The sequence below is a fragment of the Billgrantia campisalis genome, assembly GCF_022341425.1.
Classification (GTDB): Bacteria; Pseudomonadota; Gammaproteobacteria; order Pseudomonadales; family Halomonadaceae; genus Halomonas; species Halomonas campisalis.
Map to the genome: position 1 here is coordinate 84779 of NZ_JABFUC010000007.1, position 19144 is coordinate 103922.

Below are 19144 nucleotides of genomic sequence, written 5' to 3' on the forward strand. Positions count from 1 at the left end.
ACCCTCCATGCTGACCCTCCACCCGGACGATGTGCTGCTGGCCTGCCGCGCCGACGACTGGCGCGGCGCCCTCGACGCCGCCGCCGAGACCCTGCAGCGGGGCGGCCTGGTCACCGCCGGCTATCGAGACGGCCTGCACACCCGCGAGGCCCAGTCCTCCACCTTCCTCGGCAACGCCATCGCCATTCCCCACGGCACCGCGGAGAGCCGCGAGCACGTCAAGGCCACCGGGGTGCGGGTGCTGCAGTTCCCCGAGGGGGTCGACTGGCACGACGGCAACCGGGTGCATGTGCTGGTGACCATCGCCGCCCAGAACGACGAACACCTGGACATCCTGCGCCAGCTGACCCATGTGCTGGACCGCGACGACGTCGCCGAGCGGCTGGCCGCCGCCGATTCCCGCGCCGAGATCGCCGGGCTGCTGTCGAAGGCAGCGGTGGAGGCGCGCCTGGATGCCGACACCCTGTGCCTGGGCTTCCCCGCCCGGGACGCCAGCGAACTGGCCCTGGCCGCCGCCGCCCGGCTGCGCCAGGCCGGCTGCGTGGAGAGCGCCTTCGTCGCCGCGGTGGCCAACCAGGCGCCCCGCGCCCTGGGCCAGGGGCTGTGGCTGGTGACCGGCGAGCAGGGCGTGATCACCCCGGCCCTGGCCCTGGCCACGTCGGCGTCCCCGCTCACCGCGGGGGACTCCCCCCTGACCGGGGTCTTCTGCCTGGCCGCCCAGGGCGATGCCCACCGCGGCCTGCTGGAGCGACTCGTCACGCTGCTGGAGAGCGGTGAAGGTCACGCGCTGGCCGGCGCCGACGCCGCCACCGTGATGGCCCGCCTGGCCGGGGAGAGCGCGACCGCCCTCACCCGCCGAGTGCGGGTACTCAACGCCCATGGCCTGCACGCCCGCCCGGCCAAGCAGCTGGTGCAGGCGGCCCGCGCCCAGGGCGTGGCGATCCGGGTGCGCCTGGCCGAGGGCAGCGGCCAGGCGGTCTCGGCCACCAGCCTGACCAAGGTCATCAACCTCGGCGCCCGCCGCGGCCAGCTGCTGCAGTTCTCGCTGGACGGCAACGACATCCCGGCCGGCGAGGCCGAGCGCGCCCTGGAGGCCGTCTGCCGGGCGGTGACCGAGGGCCTTGGCGAGGCGGTGGCGCCCTTCGACGAGAGCCGCGAGCACCACCTGCCCGAGCCCGAGGTGGTGATCGAACCGCTGCCCGAGGACGCCCCCCAGGCCGCGGTGGCGGCCTCGCCGGGCCTGGCCATCGCCCCGGCCTTCGTCTTGCGCACCCCGCGTTTCGCGTATCCCGAGCGGGCCGCTGACCCGGCCGCCGAGAACCGCCGGCTGGACGCCGCCCTGCGCGAAGGCGCCGATCAGCTGGAGGCCCTGGTGGGCCAGGCGCGTGGCGGCGAGGTGGCCCAGATCCTCTCCATGCACGAAGAGATGCTCACCGACCCCGAGCTGCATCAGGCCGCCCGGGAGGGCATCGCGGAGGGCGCCTCCGCCGAGGCCGCCTGGTGGCACGCCATCGAGACCGCCGCCCACGCCCAGGAGATGCTCGCCGACCGGCTGCTGGCCGAGCGCGCCGCCGACCTGCGCGACGTGGGCCGCCGGGTGCTGGGCATCCTCTGTCGGGTCGAGCTGCCCGAACCGCCGGACGCCCCCTATATCCTGGTGGCCGACGATCTCGGCCCCTCCGACGTGGCCCGCCTGGACACCGCCCGGGTCCGCGGCCTGCTCACGGCGAGGGGGGGAGCGACCGCCCATAGCGCCATCCTCGCCCGGGCGCTGGGCATCCCCGCCGCGGTGGGTGCCGGCGAGCGGGTGCTGCGGCTCGAAAACGATACGCCGCTGATCCTCGACGGTGACCGCGGCCGCTACACCGTGGCGCCCTCGGACGAGCGCCTGGCGGCCGCCGAGCAGCGCCTGGCCGACCAGCGCCGCCGCGAGGCCGAGGCCTGGGAGGCCCGCTTCGCCGAAGCGCACACTCGCGATGGCCACCGCGTCGAGGTGGCCGCCAACCTGGGCAACGCCGCCCACGCCTTGGACGCCGTGGAGCGCGGCGCCGAAGGGATCGGCCTGCTGCGCACCGAGTTCATCTTCATGGCCCACGCCTCGGCGCCGGACCTCGAGACCCAGATCGCTGAGTATCGCGAGGCCATCGACGCCCTGGACGGCCGCCCCCTGGTGGCCCGCACCCTGGACGTGGGCGGCGACAAGCCGCTGCCCTACTGGCCGGTGCCGAAGGAGGACAACCCCTTCCTCGGCCTGCGCGGCATCCGCCTGGCGCTGACCCGGCCCGAGGTGCTGGAGACCCAGCTGCGCGCCCTGCTTATGGCCAGTCGCAGCCGGCCGCTGCGGATCATGCTGCCCATGGTCAAGGACGTCGGCGAGTTCCGCGCCGTGCGCACCCTCTTCGATCGCCTGTTGGACGAGATTCCCGAGGCCGAGCGCGCCACCGACGTGCAGCTCGGGGTGATGATCGAGGTGCCCTCCGCGGCGCTGCTGGCGCCGAGCCTGGCCGCCGAGGTGGACTTCTTCTCGGTGGGCACCAACGACCTCACCCAGTACGCCCTGGCCATCGACCGCGGCCATCCCGATCTCTCGGCCCAGTCCGACGGCCTGCACCCGGCGGTGCTGCGCCTGATCGAGATGACCGTGGCGGCCGCCCATGCCCAGGGCAAGTGGGTCGGCGTCTGCGGCGAACTGGCCTCTGACGCCACGGCGGTGCCGGTACTGGTGGGGCTTGGCGTCGACGAGCTCTCGGTGAGCGCCCGCCAGGTGCCGCTGGTCAAGGCGCGACTCGCCGAGTTCGACCTGGCCGAGGCCCGCGCCCAGGCCACGCTCGCGCTCGCCCAGCCCACCGCCGAGGCGGTACGCGACGCCCTGGAGGTGCGCTGATGGCCCGGATCCTCACCCTTACCCTGAACCCCGCCCTGGACCTGGCGATCCGCCTCGACCGGCTCACCCCGGGAGAGGTCAACCGCACCCGCGAAACCCATCTCGAGGCCGCCGGCAAGGGGGTCAACGTGGCCCGGGTGCTGGTCGCCCTCGGCCACCAGGTCACGGTGTCGGGCTTTCTCGGCGCCGATAACGACGGCCCCTTCCTGCGCGCCTTCGAGGCCCTGGGCGTGGACGACGCCTTCCTGCGCGTGCCGGGGGAGACCCGCATCAACGCCAAGCTCGCCGAAGCCGACGGCCGGGTCACCGATATCAACGGCCCCGGCGCCACCATCGACGCCGCTGCCTGGCAGCGGCTGCTCGACTGGCTCGACGCCCGCCTGGCCAATCCCGAACGCCGCCCGGCGGCGGTGGTGATCGCCGGCAGCCTGCCCCCCGGCGTCTCCCCGGCGGGGCTGGCCGAGCTGATCGCCCACCTGCGCGGCGAAGGCCTGCCGGTGTGGGTGGATACCAGCGGCACGGCGCTCGGCCATGCCATCGCGGCCCGCCCCACCGCGGTCAAGCCCAACGAACACGAGCTGGCCGAGTGGGCGGGCGGCCCGCTCGACTCCCCGGCGGCACGCCTGCAGGCAGCGCTGCGGCTCTACGCCGTGGGCGTCGAAGAGGCGCTGCTCTCCGCCGGCCCCGAGGGGGTGCTGTGGGTCAGCGGCCGCGGCGCCTGGCAGGCGGTCCCACCGCGTCTCGAGGTGGCCAGCACCGTGGGCGCCGGCGACACCCTGCTTGCCGCCCTGCTCCACGGCGTGGTCGAGGGCCATACCCCCGAGCAGACCCTGCGCCTGGCCACCGCCCTCTCCGCCGAAGCGGTCCGCCACGTCGGCGTCGGCAACCCCCGCGCCAGCGACTTCCCCTACCTCCAACAACAGACCCGCGTGCGGCGTCTCAACGACGTCGATACCCACGCGGAGGGAGCCATCGCATGAACGTCATCATCGTCACCGCCTGCCCCAGCGGCATGGCCACCACCTTCCTCGCCGCCCGCCGCCTGGAGCAGGCCGCCCGGCGCCTGGGCTGGACGCCCGAGGTCGAGATGCACGGCGAGCTGGCGGCCCCGACGCCGCTCTCCGCCGAGGCCATCGAGGCCGCCGAGCTGGTGATCGTCGCCGCCGAGCGCGTCCCGGCCGCCCAGCGCTTCGCCGGCAAGCGGCTCTACCAGGCGCCCATCGACCAGGCCCTGCCCGACCCAGCCGCCTTCCTGGCCCGGGCCGAGCGCGAGGCCGCCCCCTTCACCCCGGCCGCCGAGGACGAGGCACCAGCCGCCTCGGGTGGCGCCCGGATCGTGGCGGTGACCGCCTGCCCCACCGGGGTGGCGCACACCTTTATGGCCGCGGAGGCGCTGTCCGAGGCGGGTAAGGCGCTCGGGCATGAGATCCGGGTGGAGACCCAGGGCTCGGTGGGTGCCCAGGACAAGCTCACCGAGGCGGAGATCGCCGCCGCCGACGTGGTGATCCTGGCCTGCGATATCGAGATCGACCCGACCCGCTTCGCCGGCAAGCGCCTCTACCGGACCTCCACCGGCAACGCCCTGAAGAAGGCCAAGCCCACCATCGAGGCGGCCCTGGAGAACGCCGCGGTGGAGAGCACCGGCGGCCCCCCCAGCGGTGCCTCCAACAGCGCCAAGAAGAGCCTGAAGGAAGTCGGCGTCTACAAGCACCTGCTCACCGGGGTCTCCTTCATGCTGCCCATGGTGGTGGCCGGGGGCCTGCTGATCGCGCTCTCCTTCGCCTTCGGCATCGAGGCCTTCGAGCAGGAGGGGACCCTGGCCGCGGCGCTGATGCAGATCGGCGGCGGCACGGCGTTCGCGCTGATGATTCCGGTGCTGGCCGGCTATATCGCCTACTCCATCGCCGACCGCCCCGGCATCGCCCCGGGCATGATCGGCGGCATGCTGGCCGCCAACATCGAGGCGGGCTTTCTCGGCGGCATCCTGGCCGGTTTCCTGGCCGGCTATGTGGCGCTGGCGGTGGCGCGCTACGTTCGGCTTCCGGCCAGCGTCGAGTCGCTCAAGCCGATCCTGATCATTCCGCTGGTGGCCAGCCTGGTGACCGGCCTAACCATGATCTACGTGATCGGCGAGCCGGTGGCGGCGATCATGGCCGGGCTGACCGGCTTTTTGGCCGGCATGGACGCCACCAACGCCGTGCTGCTGGGCGTCCTGCTCGGCGCCATGATGTGCTTCGACCTGGGCGGGCCGGTCAACAAGGCCGCCTACACCTTCGGCGTCGGCCTGCTGGCTTCCCAGACCTACGCGCCCATGGCGGCGATCATGGCCGCCGGCATGGTGCCGGCCATCGGCATGGGGGTCGCCAGCTTCGTGGCCAAGCACAAGTTCTCCGAACCGGAGCGTGAGGCGGGCAAGGCGTCATTCGTCCTTGGCCTATGCTTCATCAGCGAGGGCGCGATTCCCTTCGCCGCCAAGGACCCGCTACGGGTGATTCCCGTCTGCATCGTTGGCGGCGCGGTGACCGGTGCGCTTTCCATGCTGGTCGGCGCGCAGCTGATGGCCCCCCATGGCGGCATCTTCGTGCTGATGATCCCCGGCGCCATCACCCCGGTGCTGCTCTACCTGGCGGCCATCGTGATCGGCTCGCTGGTCACCGGCCTGGGCTACGCGGCTATCAAGCGCGGCGCCGCCCCGGTCGCCGTCGGCACCAGTGCCAGCGCCAACGCCTGAGCCCGCGCCTCCGGTCAGGGGCAGGCCACCGGCCTGCCCCTGAATAAACGTATCATTAGCAACAATCTTTCTTCACTCCGGCGCAAGTCCGTGCACCCCTGGCCTTTATGTAGTATTTTTACATAAAATGCCCGATACCCTTATTACCGACTCACTCGACTGGATCGCCTTATGTTTCAACTGACCCGCAGCGTCACCTGGCAGGCGCTCACCCAGCTTCGCCAGCAGACCGCCAACGAGCGCATCCGCGACTACTTCACCGCCGACCCGCAGCGCTTCGAGAAGATGAGCCTGCGGGTCGGGGGGCTGTTCCTCGACTACTCCAAGCACCAGGTCTCCGAGTCGGTGCTGGCCAAGCTGCTCGAGCTGGCCGACCACTCGGCGCTGGTCCAGCGTCGCGCCCAGATGTTCTCCGGCGACATCATCAACGTCACCGAGAACCGCCCGGTGCTGCATACCGCCCTGCGCAACCTCGCCGAGGGGCCGCTGATGGTCGACGGCCAGGACGTGATGCCCGAGATCCAGCGCACCCGCGAGCAGATCCAGCGCTTCTCGGAGGCGGTGCGCAGCGGCGAATGGAAGGGCCACAGCGGCAAGCGCATCAGGGACGTGGTCAATATCGGCATCGGCGGCTCGGACCTGGGCCCCAACATGGCCTGCCGGGCGCTGCTCAAGTACCGCCACCCGGAACTCAGCTTCCACTTCGTCTCCAATGTCGATGGCGCCCATATCCAGAAGGTGCTCAGCCGCCTCGATCCGGCCACCACCCTGTTCATCGTCTCCACCAAGACCTTCTCCACCCAGGAGACGCTGCTCAACGCCAAGACCGCGCGGCGCTGGTTCCTGGAGACCGCCGGCGAGGACGCCGACGTGGGCGCTCACTTCATCGCCGCCTCCACCAACAAGAAGGCGGCCATGGAGTTCGGCATCCGCGAGGAGAACATCTTCGAGTTCTGGGCCTGGGTGGGCGGGCGCTACTCCATGTGGTCCTCCATCGGCCTACCCATCGCGCTCTCCATCGGCTTCGAGGGCTTCATGGAGCTGCTCGAGGGGGCCTACGAGATGGACCGGCACTTCCTCACCGCCCCGTCCGCCGAGAACATGCCGGTGCTGATGGCACTGATCGGCATCTGGTACATCAACTTCGTCGGCGCCGAGACCCAGGCCATCGTGCCCTACGACCAGGCCCTGCATCAGCTGCCGGCCTTCCTCCAGCAGCTCGACATGGAGTCCAACGGCAAGTCGGTGGATATCTTCGGCCACCCGGTGGACTACAAGACCGGCCCCATCGTCTGGGGCCAGACCGGCTCCAACGGCCAGCACGCCTTCTTCCAGCTGCTCCACCAGGGCACCCGCTACGTGCCCATCGACTTCATCGCCTCGCTCAAGCCCGAGCCTGGCATGGAGGAGCACCACTTCGCGCTGCTCACCAACATGCTGGCCCAAGCCAACGCCTTTATGGAGGGCAGCCACGGTGGGGAGGAGAGAGGCGACAGCCAGCTCGACCCCTACAGCTGCCCCGGCAACCGCCCCTCCAGCGTGCTGCTGCTCGACGAGCTGACGCCGAAGAACCTCGGCGCGCTGATCGCACTGTACGAGCACAAGGTGTTCGTCCAGGGGGTGATCTGGAACATCAACTCCTTCGACCAGTGGGGCGTGCAGCTCGGCAAGCGCATCGCCGGCGAGATCAGCGAGCGCATCGACGCCCAGAGTCAGGACTTCGACGCCTCCACCCAGGGACTGCTGGCGCTGGTGCGCGGCCACTTCCAGCGCGGCGCCGCCGACGCCGAGACAGCGGCCGAGACGGCTTCCGCGCCGGCCGGGACGCCGCGCCGCAAGGGCAAGCCTCGACAGTGAACCGCTAACCGAACCCCGCTTCGCGGCGGCGATCTCCGATCGCCGCCGCGGTCGTTTAGTGGCCGGAAAACGGCTATTAGTTGTGCAAATATTTTACAATATCAGGATATCAGCTTTAAAAAGCTGGCATTACAAAGGATATTTGTACGATATCAATACAATCTATACCTGGCCCACAGCGCCGGTGCCTTCCTCTCGGACACCATCCGGCCGGCACATCAGGGCGCTCAGGCGTCGCCGGCGACACCACGCCCGGCCACCCACCTCGACCCCATGCCCCGCCATCGACCCGCGCCGGCCATCCGCCAACGCGACGCCGAGGTCGAGTGGGAGACCTTCTGACGATGCCGCACCGACCTGGCATTCATAAAAAAACCCGACCGCAGGGGCCGGGCGACAAGGGCAGCCAGGCTGCCACGAGAGCACAGGGAACGTGCACTGAGAATTTAGTCTGTCAGTGGTGGAAGCGCTCCGCCGCCTCGCGCGCCAGCGAGCGGATGGCATCCCAGTCTTCGGCGTCGACCAGCGACTTGGGAGTCAGCCAGGAGCCGCCCACGCACATCACGTTCTTCAGCGCCAGGTAGTCTTCGGCATTGTTGATGCCGATCCCACCGGTGGGGCAGAAGCGCGCATCGGGGATCGGCCCGGCAAAGGCCTTGAGCGCCTTGACGCCACCGCTGGCCTCGGCGGGAAAGAACTTGAAGCGCCGGTAGCCGTACTGCCAGCCGGTCATCAGCTCTGAGACGGTGGCCACGCCGGGCAGCATGGGCACCGAACTGGTCACCCCGTAGCGGTAGAGGGCTTCGGTGGTACCCGGGGTGACCACGAAGTCGGCGCCCACCTGCTCGGCCTGGCGATACTGGGCCGGGGTCAGCACGGTGCCCACGCCGACGCTGGCCTGGGGCAGCGCTTCGTTGATACGGCGGATGGCGTCCAGGGCGCAGTCGGTGCGCAGCGTCACCTCGAGCACGGTCAGGCCACCCTCGACCAGGGCCGTGGCCAGCGGCACGGCATCCTCGATGCGCGCGATGGCGAGCACCGGGATCACCTCCGCCTTGAGGCAGATGCTATCGAGCTCGGTGGTACGCGTGGACGGCAGCTGTTTTTCGATGGTCATGGGTAAGCACTCCAGAAAGTCGGGCCAGAAACGGTCAGGGGGCCCAGTAGACGGCCAAGGGACAGGAAAGAAAGGCGCGGATCGGCAGCTCACGCATGTCGTCCCCGGCCAGGGCACGCCCCAGCACGGCACGCTTGTCGCCGCCGGTGATATGCAGCAGGTGACGCCGCGCCTGGTGCAGCCGGTCGGCACTCAGGGTGATACGCGCCTGGGGCTGGCTCGGGGTACGCACCGCCACCAGCGGATCGCCGGTGGAGAGCGCCAGGTCGAGCTCACGGCTGTCGGGAAACAGCGAAGCGGTGTGGCCATCGCCGCCCATGCCGAGGATCACCAGGCTGGCCGGCCAGGCCAGCCCTTCGAGACGCTCGGCCACCTCGGCCACCCCCTGCTCGGGGGTCGGGTCGGCGGTGGTCAGCCCCACGAAATTGGCCGCGGCGGCCGGGCCCTGCAGCAGATGCTCGCGTACCAGGCGGGCATTGCTGTCGGGATCCTCCTCGGGCACCCAGCGCTCATCGGCCAGGGTCACGTCGATGCGCGACCAGGGCAGGTCGCTTGCGGCCAGCGCCCGAAAGAAGGGCACCGGGGTCGAGCCGCCGGAGACCACCAGCAGGGCCCTCTCCTGCTGTACAAGATCCTGACGCAGGGCGTCGGCAACGGCGCCGGCCAGCTGACAAGCCAGCGTCTCACGGGGGGTGGCATCGTACGACATCTCAATAGTCCTCATACCAGCTGCGACCGTCTTGGGTAATCATCGCGATGGACGCGACCGGCCCCCAGGAGCCGGCCGGGTAGCGGCGCGGCCGTTCATTGCGATCCTCCCAGGCGGCGATCAGGCTGTCGCACCAGCGCCAGGCGTATTCGACCTCGTCGCGGCGCACGAACAGGTACTGCTGGCCCTTCATTACTTCGAGCAGCAGCCGCTCGTAGGCGTCGGGAATCCGCGTCTTGGGGAAGGCGCTGCTGAAGTCCAGGTGCAGCGGCCCGGGACGCAGGCGCATACCCTTGTCCAGCCCGCTGTCCTTGGTCAGCACCTGCAGGGCGATGCCCTCTTCGGGCTGCAGGCGGATCACCAGCTTGTTGGCCGCCAGGCCGCGCTGGTCGGGGTCGAAGATATAGTGGGGCTGCTGGCGAAAGTGAATGACGATCTGCGAGAGCTTCTCCGGCATGCGCTTGCCGGTGCGCAGGTAGAAGGGCACGCCGGCCCAGCGCCAGTTGGCCACCTGGGTCTTCATGGCCACGAAGGTCTCGGTGTGACTCTCGGTGTTGGCGCCGTCCTCGTCCAGGTAGCCCGGCACGCTCTTGCCCTCGCTGGTGCCGGCGATGTACTGGCCACGCACCACGTCGCGTCCCAGCATGTCATCGGTGAACGGCTTGAGCGCCTTGAGCACCTTGACCTTCTCGTCGCGGATGGCGTCGGCGTCCAGGTTGGCCGGCGGGTCCATGGCGATCAGGCAGACCAGCTGCAGCAGGTGGTTCTGCACCATGTCGCGCAGCTGCCCAGCCTCGTCGAAGTAGCCCCAGCGTCCCTCGATCCCGACCTTCTCGGCCACGGTGATCTCCACGTGGGAGATGTGGTTCTGGTTCCACTGGGTGCCGAAGAGAGGGTTGGCGAAGCGCAGTGCAATCAGGTTCTGCACCGTTTCCTTGCCCAGGTAGTGATCGATGCGATAGATCCGCGATTCGGGGAAGACCGCGCCGATGGCATCGTTGATCTCGGCCGAGGAGGCCAGGTCGTAGCCGATCGGCTTCTCCACCACTACGCGGCTCTGCTCATCGAGGCTGCCACTGGCCTCCAGGTGGCGGCAGATATCGCCGTAGAGCTTCGCCGCTACCGACAGGTAGATCACCATGGGGCGGGGCGCGCCCTCGCGCCACTCGCGTATCGCCGCGTAGCCCTCAGCCTGGCTGAAGTCGAGCTGGCGATACTCAAGCCGGGCCAGAAAGCGCTTGAGCACCGCGCGATCGAGCTCCTCGGCCTTGACGTGAGTCTTCAGCGCCGCTTCCACCCGCACCTTGAAGGCCTCCGCGTCGAGCTCCTGACGCGCCAGGCCGAGCAGGCGGGTACCGGAGTCCAGCAGCCCCTCGCGGTCGAGGTGAAAAAGGGCCGGAAACAGCTTGCGCTGCGCCAGATCGCCGAGGGCCCCGAACAGCGCCAGGTCGATCTCGGTGTTGGCCGCCTGGCCGGATCGGGTGAAGTGGCTCATGCCGCCCCCTTTTTTTGGTTAATTTACTAAAAAATACGCCACAGGGGATAAAAAAATCAAGTAATTTTTGTAATATTACACATGAAAGCGGACACCGTTCGCACTCGAGCGGCGCTTCACGCTAGGATAGCGGCATTGACGTAGTTAAATCACCACATTGGGGCAACGCCCCGCCAACGCCCCTTATCGCCGCACGGAGACGCCTACCCACCATGGCCCATCACGATCTGCTTCAGCGCATTCGCCAACGGCTCGATGAACTCAATCGCTCCGAGCGCAAGGTCGCCGACGTGATCCTCGCCGACCCGGCCCGCGCCACGGGCCTGAGCATTGCCAGCCTGGCACAGGCGGCCTCGGTCAGCGAGCCCACGGTCAACCGCTTTTGCCGCAACTTCGAGGCCAAGGGCTATCCCGACTTCAAGATCAAGCTGGCCCAAAGCCTGGCCGGCGGCACCCCCTATGTGAGCCAGGCGGTGGAGCCCAGCGATGCCGCCACCGACTATACCCGCAAGATCTTCGGCGCCACCATCGCCGCCCTGGACGAGGCCAGCCGCGACATCGACCCGGCCCGCATCGAGCGGGTGGTGGACTATCTCACTCAGGCCAAGCAGATCCACTTCTTCGGCCTGGGCGCCTCCGGGGCCGTGGCCCAGGACGCCCAGCACAAGTTCTTCCGCTTCAACCTGCCGGTGACCTCCTACGTCGACGTGCTGATGCAGCGCATGATCGCCTCCGCCTGCCACACCGGCGACGTGGTGGTGGTGATCTCCTGGACGGGCCGCACCCGCGAACTGGTGGACATCGCCCGGCTGGCCCGGGAGAGTGGCGCGGTGGTGCTCGGTATCACCGCCCCCGGCTCGCCCCTGGCAGCCGAGTGTACCGAAACCCTCGAAGTCGCCACCCCCGAGGACACTGACCTCTACATGCCGATGACCTCGCGCATGATCCAACTGACGCTGATCGATGTCCTGGCCACCGGAGTGACCCTGCGCCGCGGTGAGGACTTCCTGCCCCACCTGAAGAAGATCAAGGACAGCCTGCAGGAGACCCGCTATCCGGCCGGCGGGCGCGACTGACGCCGCCGGGCGAGGATCTCGGCGACGCTGAATATCGCCGTGGGCGCCCTCTCACGGCGGCTGCGGCCGCGAGAGGGGAGTGTCCTGGACGATCCCTGCAGTCGCTAAGAGGATGTCCTTAATAGCTGTACTCGCCGACCACCAGGGCGGTGACGGTGATTTCGACCCGGAGTTCATCGGCGGGCATCGGCGCGCAGACGCAGGTACGCGCCGGGGCGTGGCCGGTGGGCACCCAGGCGTCCCACACCGCGTTCATGGCGGCGAAGTCGTGACCATCCTTCAGATAGATCGTCGCCGTGAGCAGGTGCTCACGGTCGGAGCCGATCTCGACGAGCAGCGCATCGACACGCGCCAGCATGCTCTGCGTCTGCTCGGTGATGTCGCCGTGGCGCGCCTCGGGGCCGGCCACTTGGCCGCACAGGTAGGCGATACCGTTGTGGATCACGGCACGGCTCATGCGTGCCTTGGTGTCGTGACGAATGATGGTCATGGCGCGTTCCCTTGGATGCGGGAGCCGACTAAAATAATCGACTCGAAAAAAGTAAAAAGGCAGTTGATTCTACCCGACTAATCGGCACAGTCGATACATTTCAATGCCAGCGGATCCCACTCCAGACGCGCCCTGCCGATCCACTCTCCGCATTCGATGCACTCGCCGTACTCGCCTCGCTCGATCCGCTGGAAGGCCGCCGCAATCCGCTTGAGGGCCAGCTGGCGCCGCTCCTCCTCGGCCTTGGCCATGGCCTGGCCCTGCAGGGCGTCCATCCGCGACAGGCGCCCCACCGAGGTCTGATCGAGCACCACCGTATCGCGGGCATCACGGCTCGACTCGCTATCGGCGAGCAGCTCGCGGCGCAGGGCCTCGAGCCGCTCGACCATCGCGGCCATGTCCAACTCGGGATGATTCATGCCAGCCTCCTGCTCGTGGACCGCCGGAGGCAGGCCCCCGGCTAGCTGCTATCATGTGCGGCCGGGCCGCCTTCGCGGCCCGCTGCGTTTCCGTCATCATGCCACCGCTCACGGAGGGCGTCATGGGCTACCGCACCCTGCTGCGGGATCATCGCGGCTTGCTCGCCATCACCTTCCTGGCGATGTTCACCTCGAGTCTCGGTCAGAGCTTCTTCATCGGCCTGTTCCAGGCGCCGATCAGCGAACGACTCGGCCTCTCCGCCGGTCAGTTCGGCAGCGCCTATGCACTGGTGACCCTGGTCGCCGGCTTCGCCGTGCTACGCCTGGGGCCGAGCATCGACTGGATCGCCCCCCGGCGCTTCGCCCTGATCGTGCTCGGCGCTCTGCTCACCGGCATCCTGCTGCTGACCCTGGCCCCAGGCTGGTGGCTGGGGCTGCTCGGCCTGGGGCTGGTGCGCCTGTGCGGCCAGGGGATGATGACCCACCTGGGCAATACCCTGGCCGGCCGCGAGTTCACGGCCCTGCGCGGGCGCGCCCTGGGCCTGACCGGCATCGGGCTGGTGCTCGGCGAAACGGCGCTGCCACCGCTGGTGGCGGCGCTGCTGATCTGGCTGGGCTGGCGCGAGCTGTGGTGGCTGTTTGCCCTGGTCCTGGCCACCCTGTGGCTGCCGCTGCTGATGCGCGGCCCCTGGCCGAAGGCGCCGGGCATACGCCCCGAACGCGGCCAGCAACGCAGCGGCCCGCGCCCCTTACGCGAGCGCCGCTTCTGGCAGCTGCTGCCGCTGCTGATGGTACTGCCGATCACCATGACCGGGCTGTTCCTCTACCAGGCGCAGATGACCGAGGACCTGGGCAGCACCCTGGGCATCTACGCCCTGGCGCTGACCGGCATGGGGCTGGCCAAGCTGCCCGGCGCCCTGGTCGGCGGGCGCTTCGTCGACAGGCTGGGCCCGGTGCGCCTGGCGCGGCTCTATCTGCTGCCCTATGCCCTGGCCCTGACCCTGGCCATCGCCTGGGGCGGGCACGCCGGCGTCTGGGCGCTGATGGTGGGCGGTGGGCTGGCCATGGGTGCCCAGGAGTCCATCGCCACCAGCCTGCTGGTGCGGCTCTGGGGCGCCGAGCACCTGGGCAAGGTGCGCGCCACCCTGAGCGCGGCCATGGTCTTCTCCACCGGCCTGGCGCCCGCGGCGCTGGGCATTGCCCTGGACCTGGGCGCCGACTTCCGCCTGATCCTCGCCGGCATGCTGGCCTTTCTCATCGGCGGCTGGCTGCTGGCCCAGGGGGTGCTGCGAGAGGTCCAGACGCCCCGCTGAGCTGCCAGGGGTCTTGGGTTCCGTGAGCAACGCCTGAGTGGCCACCCATCGAAAAACCCGCGGCCAGAGCCGCGGGCAAGGATCGAAACAGCGTCGTGTGGCCCGGCCTTACCGGGCCACCGACCTCAGAACCAGACTTCGGTCTGGACGCCAAAGCTCCACTGGCCGCCGGTGAAGCCTTCACTGCCGAAGCTGCCGTTGAACTCGTTCAGCTCCTCGCTCCAGTCGGTGTAGGAGGCGAAGGCGCGGATCTCGGGCCGCTGCCAGAAGCCGCCCACCTGGGGTTTGAAGGTCGGGGCGATGGTCAGCTTGCCGAAGTCACCACTGACCGCGCTGCCACCCTCCCCCTGGTCCAGGTCCATATACTGGTAGCTGGCCTCGTACTGCATCTCGAAATTCTGGGTGATCTCGTTGGCCAGGCGCACGTTGGCGGTGGCCCACTTGAACTCATCGCCCTTCATATGGCGATCCTGGCTGACCTCGGCCATCAGCGCCGGGGCGACTCGCCAGCTGGGGGCCAGGTAGGTGGTGCCATAGAGCGCCACTCGGGTGGAGTGGGCATCCTCGGTCAGGGTGCCGTTGCTGCCGATACCCTTGACCTCGGCGCCCAGGCCCTGGCCATGCAGCAGTGCCACCTTGAAGTTGCCGTCACCCAGGCCGAAGAAACTGTCGCCGTGATAGGCCACCATGGTATGCCAGCCGCTGTCGGCGGCGGTGTCACCGCTGTCGAGCATGCGCTCATCGTTGTCGGCGGCGGAGATGGCATTGACCATCCACTGCCAGTTGCCGACATAGTTGTTGGCGGTCAGGATCAGGCTGTCGGTATCGCCGGTGAGCCCGGGATCCTCGCGATTGACCTGGAAGTCGCTGAAGCTGCGCCCGTAGAGCGAAAAGTTGGAACGCCAGTTGTCGGCCAGTTGGACATCATAGAGCCCCGCCCCGGTACCGGCCAGGAAGACGAAGTCCGTATCCATCCAATGGATATCGAAATTATCGCGATCGAAGCGCTTACCGGCCCAGATCGAGGCATTCTCGAAGGCGCCAGTGAAACTCGGCAGGTCGCTGAACTCGGCATAGACCTGGCGCACGTTGAGATTGGAGTCGTCGTTCCAGTCGTTGCTGGTGGTGGTGCCCTCGGCAAGCATGGTGCGGTAGTGGGCGCGAGCACCGTTGTCGAAACGCATGCGGTAGTTGAAGATCGCCTCGGCATAGGTGTCGGGCTCGTTGCCCAGGCGCCCCACGGCCCCGCCCAGCGACCCCGCCGGCGTCACATAGGGGCCGCCGGGAAGGCTCTTGCGATCCTCGCCCAGCAGCAGGCCGGAGCGGGCGTAGACGTTGAAGGAGAAGCCCTCCTCCCCGCTGGCCTGACGCTCGACCCGGGCCAGGCGCTCGTCAACCTCGTCGGCAGAGAGCCTCCCGTCGGCCTGGGCTTCGGCGCGCTGTTCCGCGTCGTTGGCGCGCTGCTCGGCTACAACGATACGCGCCTCGAGATCGGCCAGGCGCTGCTCCAGGGTGTGGCTGGCAGCGCTTGCTGCACCGCTCAGCGTGACGGCAGCAGCGGCAATGGCAATGGCCAGCGGTGTCTTCAAGGTGGCTGAGGTCATGGTGTGGTGTCTCCTTGTTGTTATCCGATGTCGTGGCCCGGACACAGACCAGGCGATGCCCTTGTTCGGGAGTGACGAGGCACGACCTAAAACGTTTAAGAATGGCGGCGTACGACGGCCCGTTCGCACCCAGCACAGGCCAGAAACTTAATCGTTTAAGCTCTGGCGCTCAACACGCCTCCCTTCAACTACGACCAATGTCTAGTGCCGCCCCACCATAGGTAGACAAAAGTCTAGGTTGATGAGGCCGCTGCCATGGTCTTAACTGTCGCCACGCACTTAATCGTTTAAGACAACAGTTCCATAACAACAACCGTGAGGATACCCATGCTCAAGAAATCACTGATCTCCGCCATCGCCCTGGGCTCTACCGCCCTGGCCGGCACCGGCCAGGCCCAGGCCGCCGACCTGACAATCTCCTGCGGCGCAGTGGGTGCCGAGCTGACCCTCTGCCTGGAGGGCGTAAACGCCTGGGAAGAGGCGACCGGCCACAGCGTCGACGTGGTCTCCACCCCCAACTCCTCCACCGAGCGCCTGTCCCTCTACCAGCAGATTCTCTCCGCCAACTCCAGCGACATCGACGTCTTCCAGATCGATGTCATCTGGCCGGGCCTGCTGGCCAATCACCTGCTCGACCTGCGCGAGGTGCTGGGGGAGACCGCCGGCGAGGGCCACTTCCCGACCATCATCGAGAACAACACCGTGGACGGCCGCCTGGTGGCCATGCCCTGGTTCACCGATGCCGGGGTGCTCTACTACCGGGCCGACCTGCTGGAGCAGTACGGTTTCGAGCCCCCCGAGACCTGGGCCGAGCTCACCGAGATCGCTCGTACCATCCAGGACGCCGAGCGCGTGGCGGGCAACGAGCGCATGCACGGCTTCGTCTTCCAGGGCCGTGCCTACGAGGGGTTGACCGTCAATGCCCTGGAGTGGGTGGCAAGCCATGGGGGCGGCAGCCTGGTGGAGCGTGACGGCGAGATCAGCATCAACAACGAGCGCGCCGCCGCGGCGCTGGACCTTGCCGCCAGCTGGATCGGCGAGATCACCCCGAACGGCGCGCTCAACTACACCGAGGAGGAGGCCCGCGGGGTCTTCCAGGGCGGCAATGCCGTCTTTATGCGCAACTGGCCCTATGCCTGGTCCCTGGCCCAGAGTGACGGCAGCGAGGTGCGCGGCAAGGTGGGCGTGACCCAGCTGCCGGCGGGCGCCGACGGCGCCAGTGCCGCCGGCCTGGGCGGCTGGAACCTGGCGGTCTCCCGCTACAGCGAGAACCCCGAACTGGCCGCCGACCTGGTGGCCTTCCTGACCGGCCTGGAGGAGCAGAAGCGCCGCGCCATCCAGGGCGCCTACAACCCCACCCTGGCAGCCCTCTACGAAGACGAAGCCGTGCTGGAAGCGGTGCCCTTCTTCGGCGAGCTCTATGACACCTTCGTCAACGCCGTGGCCCGCCCCTCGGCGGTCACCGGCGACGCCTATGGCCGAGTCAGCAACGCCTTCTTCAGCGCCGCCCACGACGTGCTCTCCGGCAGCCGCAGCGGCGAGCAGGCGGTGGCCGACCTGGAACGCGACCTGTCCCGCGTCAAGCGTCGCAACTGGTAACCCGGGAGCCCTCCCATGTCCACTTCCGTCAATCAGAGCGCGCCCGCCGAGGCGCGCCTCCCGGCCAAGGCCTACCGCAGCACCAAGGTGCGGCGCCAGCGGGTCAAGGCCGCCTGGCTGTTCCTGGCGCCGATGCTGGTAGTCCTTGCCATGGTGGCCGGCTGGCCGCTGATCCGTACTTTCTATTTCAGTTTCACCGACGCTTCCCTCTCCGATCTCAGCGATATCCTCTTTATCGGCCTGGAGAACTACCTGGTCTATGACGACGGCCGCTGGTACGGGGTGCTCGCCGACCCCATCTGGTGGCGCTCGGTGTACAACACCTTCTACTTCGCCATCGTCTCGGTATCGCTGGAGGTGGTGTTCGGGGTGATCGTGGCGCTGATCCTCAACGCCGAGTTCAAGGGCCGCACCTTCGTGCGCGCCGCGGTGCTGATTCCCTGGGCGATTCCCACCATCGTTTCGGCGCAGATGTGGGCCTGGATGCTCAACGACCAGTTCGGGATCATCAACGAGATCCTGATGGCGCTGCGCATCATTAGCGACCCCATCGCCTGGACCGCCGACGCCTCCTACTCCATGTGGGCGGTGATCATGGTCGACGTCTGGAAGACCACCCCCTTCGTGGCCCTGCTGGCGCTGGCCGCCATGCAGATGCTGCCCAAGGACTGCTACGAGGCCGCCGAGGTGGACGGCATCCATCCGGTCCGGGTGTTCTTCAAGGTGACCCTGCCGCTGATCACCCCGGCGCTGATGGTGGCGGTGATCTTCCGCCTGCTCGATGCCCTGCGGGTGTTCGACGTCATCTATGTGCTGACCTCCAACTCCACCAGCACCATGTCCATGTCGATCTACGCCCGCCAGCAGCTCGTCGAATTCCAGGACGTGGGCTACGGCAGCGCCGCCTCGACCCTGCTGTTCCTGATCATCGCACTCGCCACCATCGCCTATCTCTACCTGGGCCGTAAGCAACTCAACCTGGGAGGTGACGCATGACTTCGCGCCAGTTCAACAAGCTCGCTACCCGCATCGGCTTCTGGCTGCTGGTGGCGTTCGTGGCGATCATCGCGGTGTTCCCCTTCTATTACGCCGTGATCACCTCCTTCAAGCCCTCCAGCGACCTCTTCCGGGTCGAGCTGTGGCCCAGCTCCTGGAGCCTGGCCAACTATGTCCAGGTGTTTTCCCAGAAGAGCTTCCTGCAGGCGATCTTCAACTCCATTCTGGTGGCCACCAGCGTGGTGTTCATCGCCCTGCTGCTGGGCATCACCGCCTCCTACGCCCTGGGCCGGGTGCGCTTCCGCGGCCGCACCACGGTGCTGCTGGTGATACTGGGCGTCTCGATGTTTCCCCAGGTGGCGGTGCTCTCCGGGCTGTTCGAGGTGATTCGCGCGCTGAATCTCTACAACAACCCGGGCGGCCTGATACTGAGCTATACCATCTTCACCCTGCCCTTCACCGTCTGGGTGCTGACCACTTTCATGCGCCAGCTGCCCATGGAGCTGGAGGAGGCGGCGATCATGGACGGCGCCACGCCCTGGGTGACCATCACCAAGGTGTTCCTGCCGCTGATGTGGCCGGCCATGGCCACCACCGGGCTGCTGGCCTTCATCGCCGCCTGGAACGAGTTCCTGTTCGCCCTGACCTTCACCCTCACCGACAGCCAGCGCACCGTGCCGGTGGCCATCGCCCTGCTCTCCGGCGGCAGCGCCTACGAGCTGCCCTGGGGCCCGATCATGGCCGCCTCGGTGATCGTCACCGTGCCCCTGGTGATCCTGGTGATCATCTTCCAGCGGCGCATCGTCTCGGGGCTGACCGCCGGCGCGGTCAAGGGGTAATCACCTTATGTCTTT

The 19144-nt window shown here is 68.2% G+C and carries 15 protein-coding genes; 9 read left to right on the top strand and 6 right to left on the bottom strand.

The window, feature by feature from the left end; all coding sequences use genetic code 11:
* The first annotated feature begins 7 nt into the window (after window positions 1-7).
* The 4 genes from ptsP (at window position 8) to pgi (ending at window position 7472) form a co-directional block, all read left to right on the top strand.
* Window positions 8-2884 (top strand): phosphoenolpyruvate--protein phosphotransferase, encoded by a 2877-nt coding sequence (ptsP, locus tag HOP52_RS10025; protein WP_238977243.1) that lies wholly within the window; start codon window positions 8-10, stop codon window positions 2882-2884.
* Window positions 2884-3864, top strand: coding sequence for a 1-phosphofructokinase (gene pfkB, locus HOP52_RS10030; RefSeq protein WP_238977244.1), 981 nt, complete (start codon window positions 2884-2886; stop codon window positions 3862-3864). The genes ptsP and pfkB overlap by 1 nt, the downstream gene beginning before the upstream one ends.
* The gene (locus tag HOP52_RS10035; RefSeq protein WP_238977245.1) at window positions 3861-5615 is read left to right on the top strand and encodes a PTS fructose-like transporter subunit IIB; all 1755 of its coding nucleotides are present in this window, start codon (window positions 3861-3863) and stop codon (window positions 5613-5615) included. The genes pfkB and HOP52_RS10035 overlap by 4 nt, the downstream gene beginning before the upstream one ends.
* Before the next feature lie 171 nt (window positions 5616-5786).
* The gene (gene pgi, locus HOP52_RS10040; protein WP_238977246.1) at window positions 5787-7472 is read left to right on the top strand and encodes a glucose-6-phosphate isomerase; all 1686 of its coding nucleotides are present in this window, start codon (window positions 5787-5789) and stop codon (window positions 7470-7472) included.
* 454 nt (window positions 7473-7926) lie between these two features.
* On the opposite strand, the gene HOP52_RS10045 is transcribed toward pgi, so the two are convergent.
* From HOP52_RS10045 to zwf, 3 genes are read right to left on the bottom strand one after another with little or no spacing between them, the layout of a single operon-like run.
* Window positions 7927-8589 carry a bifunctional 4-hydroxy-2-oxoglutarate aldolase/2-dehydro-3-deoxy-phosphogluconate aldolase gene (locus HOP52_RS10045; protein WP_238977247.1) on the bottom strand — a complete coding sequence of 221 codons (663 nt, stop codon included), beginning with the start codon at window positions 8587-8589 and terminating at the stop codon, window positions 7927-7929.
* A gap of 34 nt (window positions 8590-8623) precedes the next feature.
* Window positions 8624-9298, bottom strand: coding sequence for a 6-phosphogluconolactonase (gene pgl / locus HOP52_RS10050; protein ID WP_238977248.1), 675 nt, complete (start codon window positions 9296-9298; stop codon window positions 8624-8626).
* Window position 9299: 1 nt separating this feature from the next.
* Window positions 9300-10793 (bottom strand): glucose-6-phosphate dehydrogenase, encoded by a 1494-nt coding sequence (zwf, locus tag HOP52_RS10055; RefSeq protein ID WP_238977249.1) that lies wholly within the window; start codon window positions 10791-10793, stop codon window positions 9300-9302.
* Between the two features lie 212 nt (window positions 10794-11005).
* Here zwf and HOP52_RS10060 point away from each other — a divergent pair, with 212 nt between their 5' ends.
* The gene (locus HOP52_RS10060) at window positions 11006-11869 is read left to right on the top strand and encodes a MurR/RpiR family transcriptional regulator (protein WP_238977250.1); all 864 of its coding nucleotides are present in this window, start codon (window positions 11006-11008) and stop codon (window positions 11867-11869) included.
* 118 nt (window positions 11870-11987) lie between these two features.
* Here the strand turns inward: HOP52_RS10060 and HOP52_RS10065 are convergent, their stop codons facing one another.
* Both HOP52_RS10065 and HOP52_RS10070 read right to left on the bottom strand, forming a co-directional pair.
* Entirely contained in the window at window positions 11988-12359 is a 372-nt protein-coding gene (locus tag HOP52_RS10065) for a RidA family protein (protein ID WP_238977251.1), read from the bottom strand.
* Window positions 12360-12436: 77 nt separating this feature from the next.
* On the bottom strand, window positions 12437-12778 hold the full coding sequence (locus tag HOP52_RS10070) for a TraR/DksA family transcriptional regulator (RefSeq protein ID WP_238977252.1): 342 nt from the start codon (window positions 12776-12778) through the stop codon (window positions 12437-12439).
* A 122-nt stretch (window positions 12779-12900) separates the two neighbouring features.
* Between HOP52_RS10070 and HOP52_RS10075 the strand changes: the two genes are divergently transcribed.
* Window positions 12901-14091, top strand: a complete 1191-nt coding sequence (locus HOP52_RS10075) for an MFS transporter (protein ID WP_238977253.1) — start codon at window positions 12901-12903, stop codon at window positions 14089-14091.
* A 125-nt stretch (window positions 14092-14216) separates the two neighbouring features.
* Here HOP52_RS10075 and HOP52_RS10080 read toward each other — a convergent pair whose 3' ends face one another.
* The gene (locus HOP52_RS10080; RefSeq protein WP_238977254.1) at window positions 14217-15695 is read right to left on the bottom strand and encodes a carbohydrate porin; all 1479 of its coding nucleotides are present in this window, start codon (window positions 15693-15695) and stop codon (window positions 14217-14219) included.
* Window positions 15696-16022: 327 nt separating this feature from the next.
* Here HOP52_RS10080 and HOP52_RS10085 point away from each other — a divergent pair, with 327 nt between their 5' ends.
* The 3 genes from HOP52_RS10085 to HOP52_RS10095 are packed head-to-tail and all read left to right on the top strand — an operon-like array spanning window position 16023 to window position 19129.
* Window positions 16023-17294, top strand: a complete 1272-nt coding sequence (locus HOP52_RS10085) for an ABC transporter substrate-binding protein (RefSeq protein WP_238977255.1) — start codon at window positions 16023-16025, stop codon at window positions 17292-17294.
* A 15-nt stretch (window positions 17295-17309) separates the two neighbouring features.
* Window positions 17310-18290 carry a carbohydrate ABC transporter permease gene (locus tag HOP52_RS10090; protein ID WP_238977256.1) on the top strand — a complete coding sequence of 327 codons (981 nt, stop codon included), beginning with the start codon at window positions 17310-17312 and terminating at the stop codon, window positions 18288-18290.
* Window positions 18287-19129 (top strand): carbohydrate ABC transporter permease, encoded by an 843-nt coding sequence (locus HOP52_RS10095; RefSeq protein ID WP_238977257.1) that lies wholly within the window; start codon window positions 18287-18289, stop codon window positions 19127-19129. The genes HOP52_RS10090 and HOP52_RS10095 overlap by 4 nt, the downstream gene beginning before the upstream one ends.
* Window positions 19130-19144: the final 15 nt, after the last annotated feature.

Coding starts and splice junctions, on each gene's coding strand:
- ptsP (WP_238977243.1), top strand. CDS start 8: ATGCTGACCCTCCACCCGGACGATGTGCTGCTGGCCTGCCGCGCCGAC.
- pfkB (WP_238977244.1), top strand. CDS start 2,884: ATGGCCCGGATCCTCACCCTTACCCTGAACCCCGCCCTGGACCTGGCG.
- HOP52_RS10035 (WP_238977245.1), top strand. CDS start 3,861: ATGAACGTCATCATCGTCACCGCCTGCCCCAGCGGCATGGCCACCACC.
- pgi (WP_238977246.1), top strand. CDS start 5,787: ATGTTTCAACTGACCCGCAGCGTCACCTGGCAGGCGCTCACCCAGCTT.
- HOP52_RS10045 (WP_238977247.1), bottom strand. CDS start 8,589: ATGACCATCGAAAAACAGCTGCCGTCCACGCGTACCACCGAGCTCGAT.
- pgl (WP_238977248.1), bottom strand. CDS start 9,298: ATGTCGTACGATGCCACCCCCCGTGAGACGCTGGCTTGTCAGCTGGCC.
- zwf (WP_238977249.1), bottom strand. CDS start 10,793: ATGAGCCACTTCACCCGATCCGGCCAGGCGGCCAACACCGAGATCGAC.
- HOP52_RS10060 (WP_238977250.1), top strand. CDS start 11,006: ATGGCCCATCACGATCTGCTTCAGCGCATTCGCCAACGGCTCGATGAA.
- HOP52_RS10065 (WP_238977251.1), bottom strand. CDS start 12,359: ATGACCATCATTCGTCACGACACCAAGGCACGCATGAGCCGTGCCGTG.
- HOP52_RS10070 (WP_238977252.1), bottom strand. CDS start 12,778: ATGAATCATCCCGAGTTGGACATGGCCGCGATGGTCGAGCGGCTCGAG.
- HOP52_RS10075 (WP_238977253.1), top strand. CDS start 12,901: ATGGGCTACCGCACCCTGCTGCGGGATCATCGCGGCTTGCTCGCCATC.
- HOP52_RS10080 (WP_238977254.1), bottom strand. CDS start 15,695: ATGACCTCAGCCACCTTGAAGACACCGCTGGCCATTGCCATTGCCGCT.
- HOP52_RS10085 (WP_238977255.1), top strand. CDS start 16,023: ATGCTCAAGAAATCACTGATCTCCGCCATCGCCCTGGGCTCTACCGCC.
- HOP52_RS10090 (WP_238977256.1), top strand. CDS start 17,310: ATGTCCACTTCCGTCAATCAGAGCGCGCCCGCCGAGGCGCGCCTCCCG.
- HOP52_RS10095 (WP_238977257.1), top strand. CDS start 18,287: ATGACTTCGCGCCAGTTCAACAAGCTCGCTACCCGCATCGGCTTCTGG.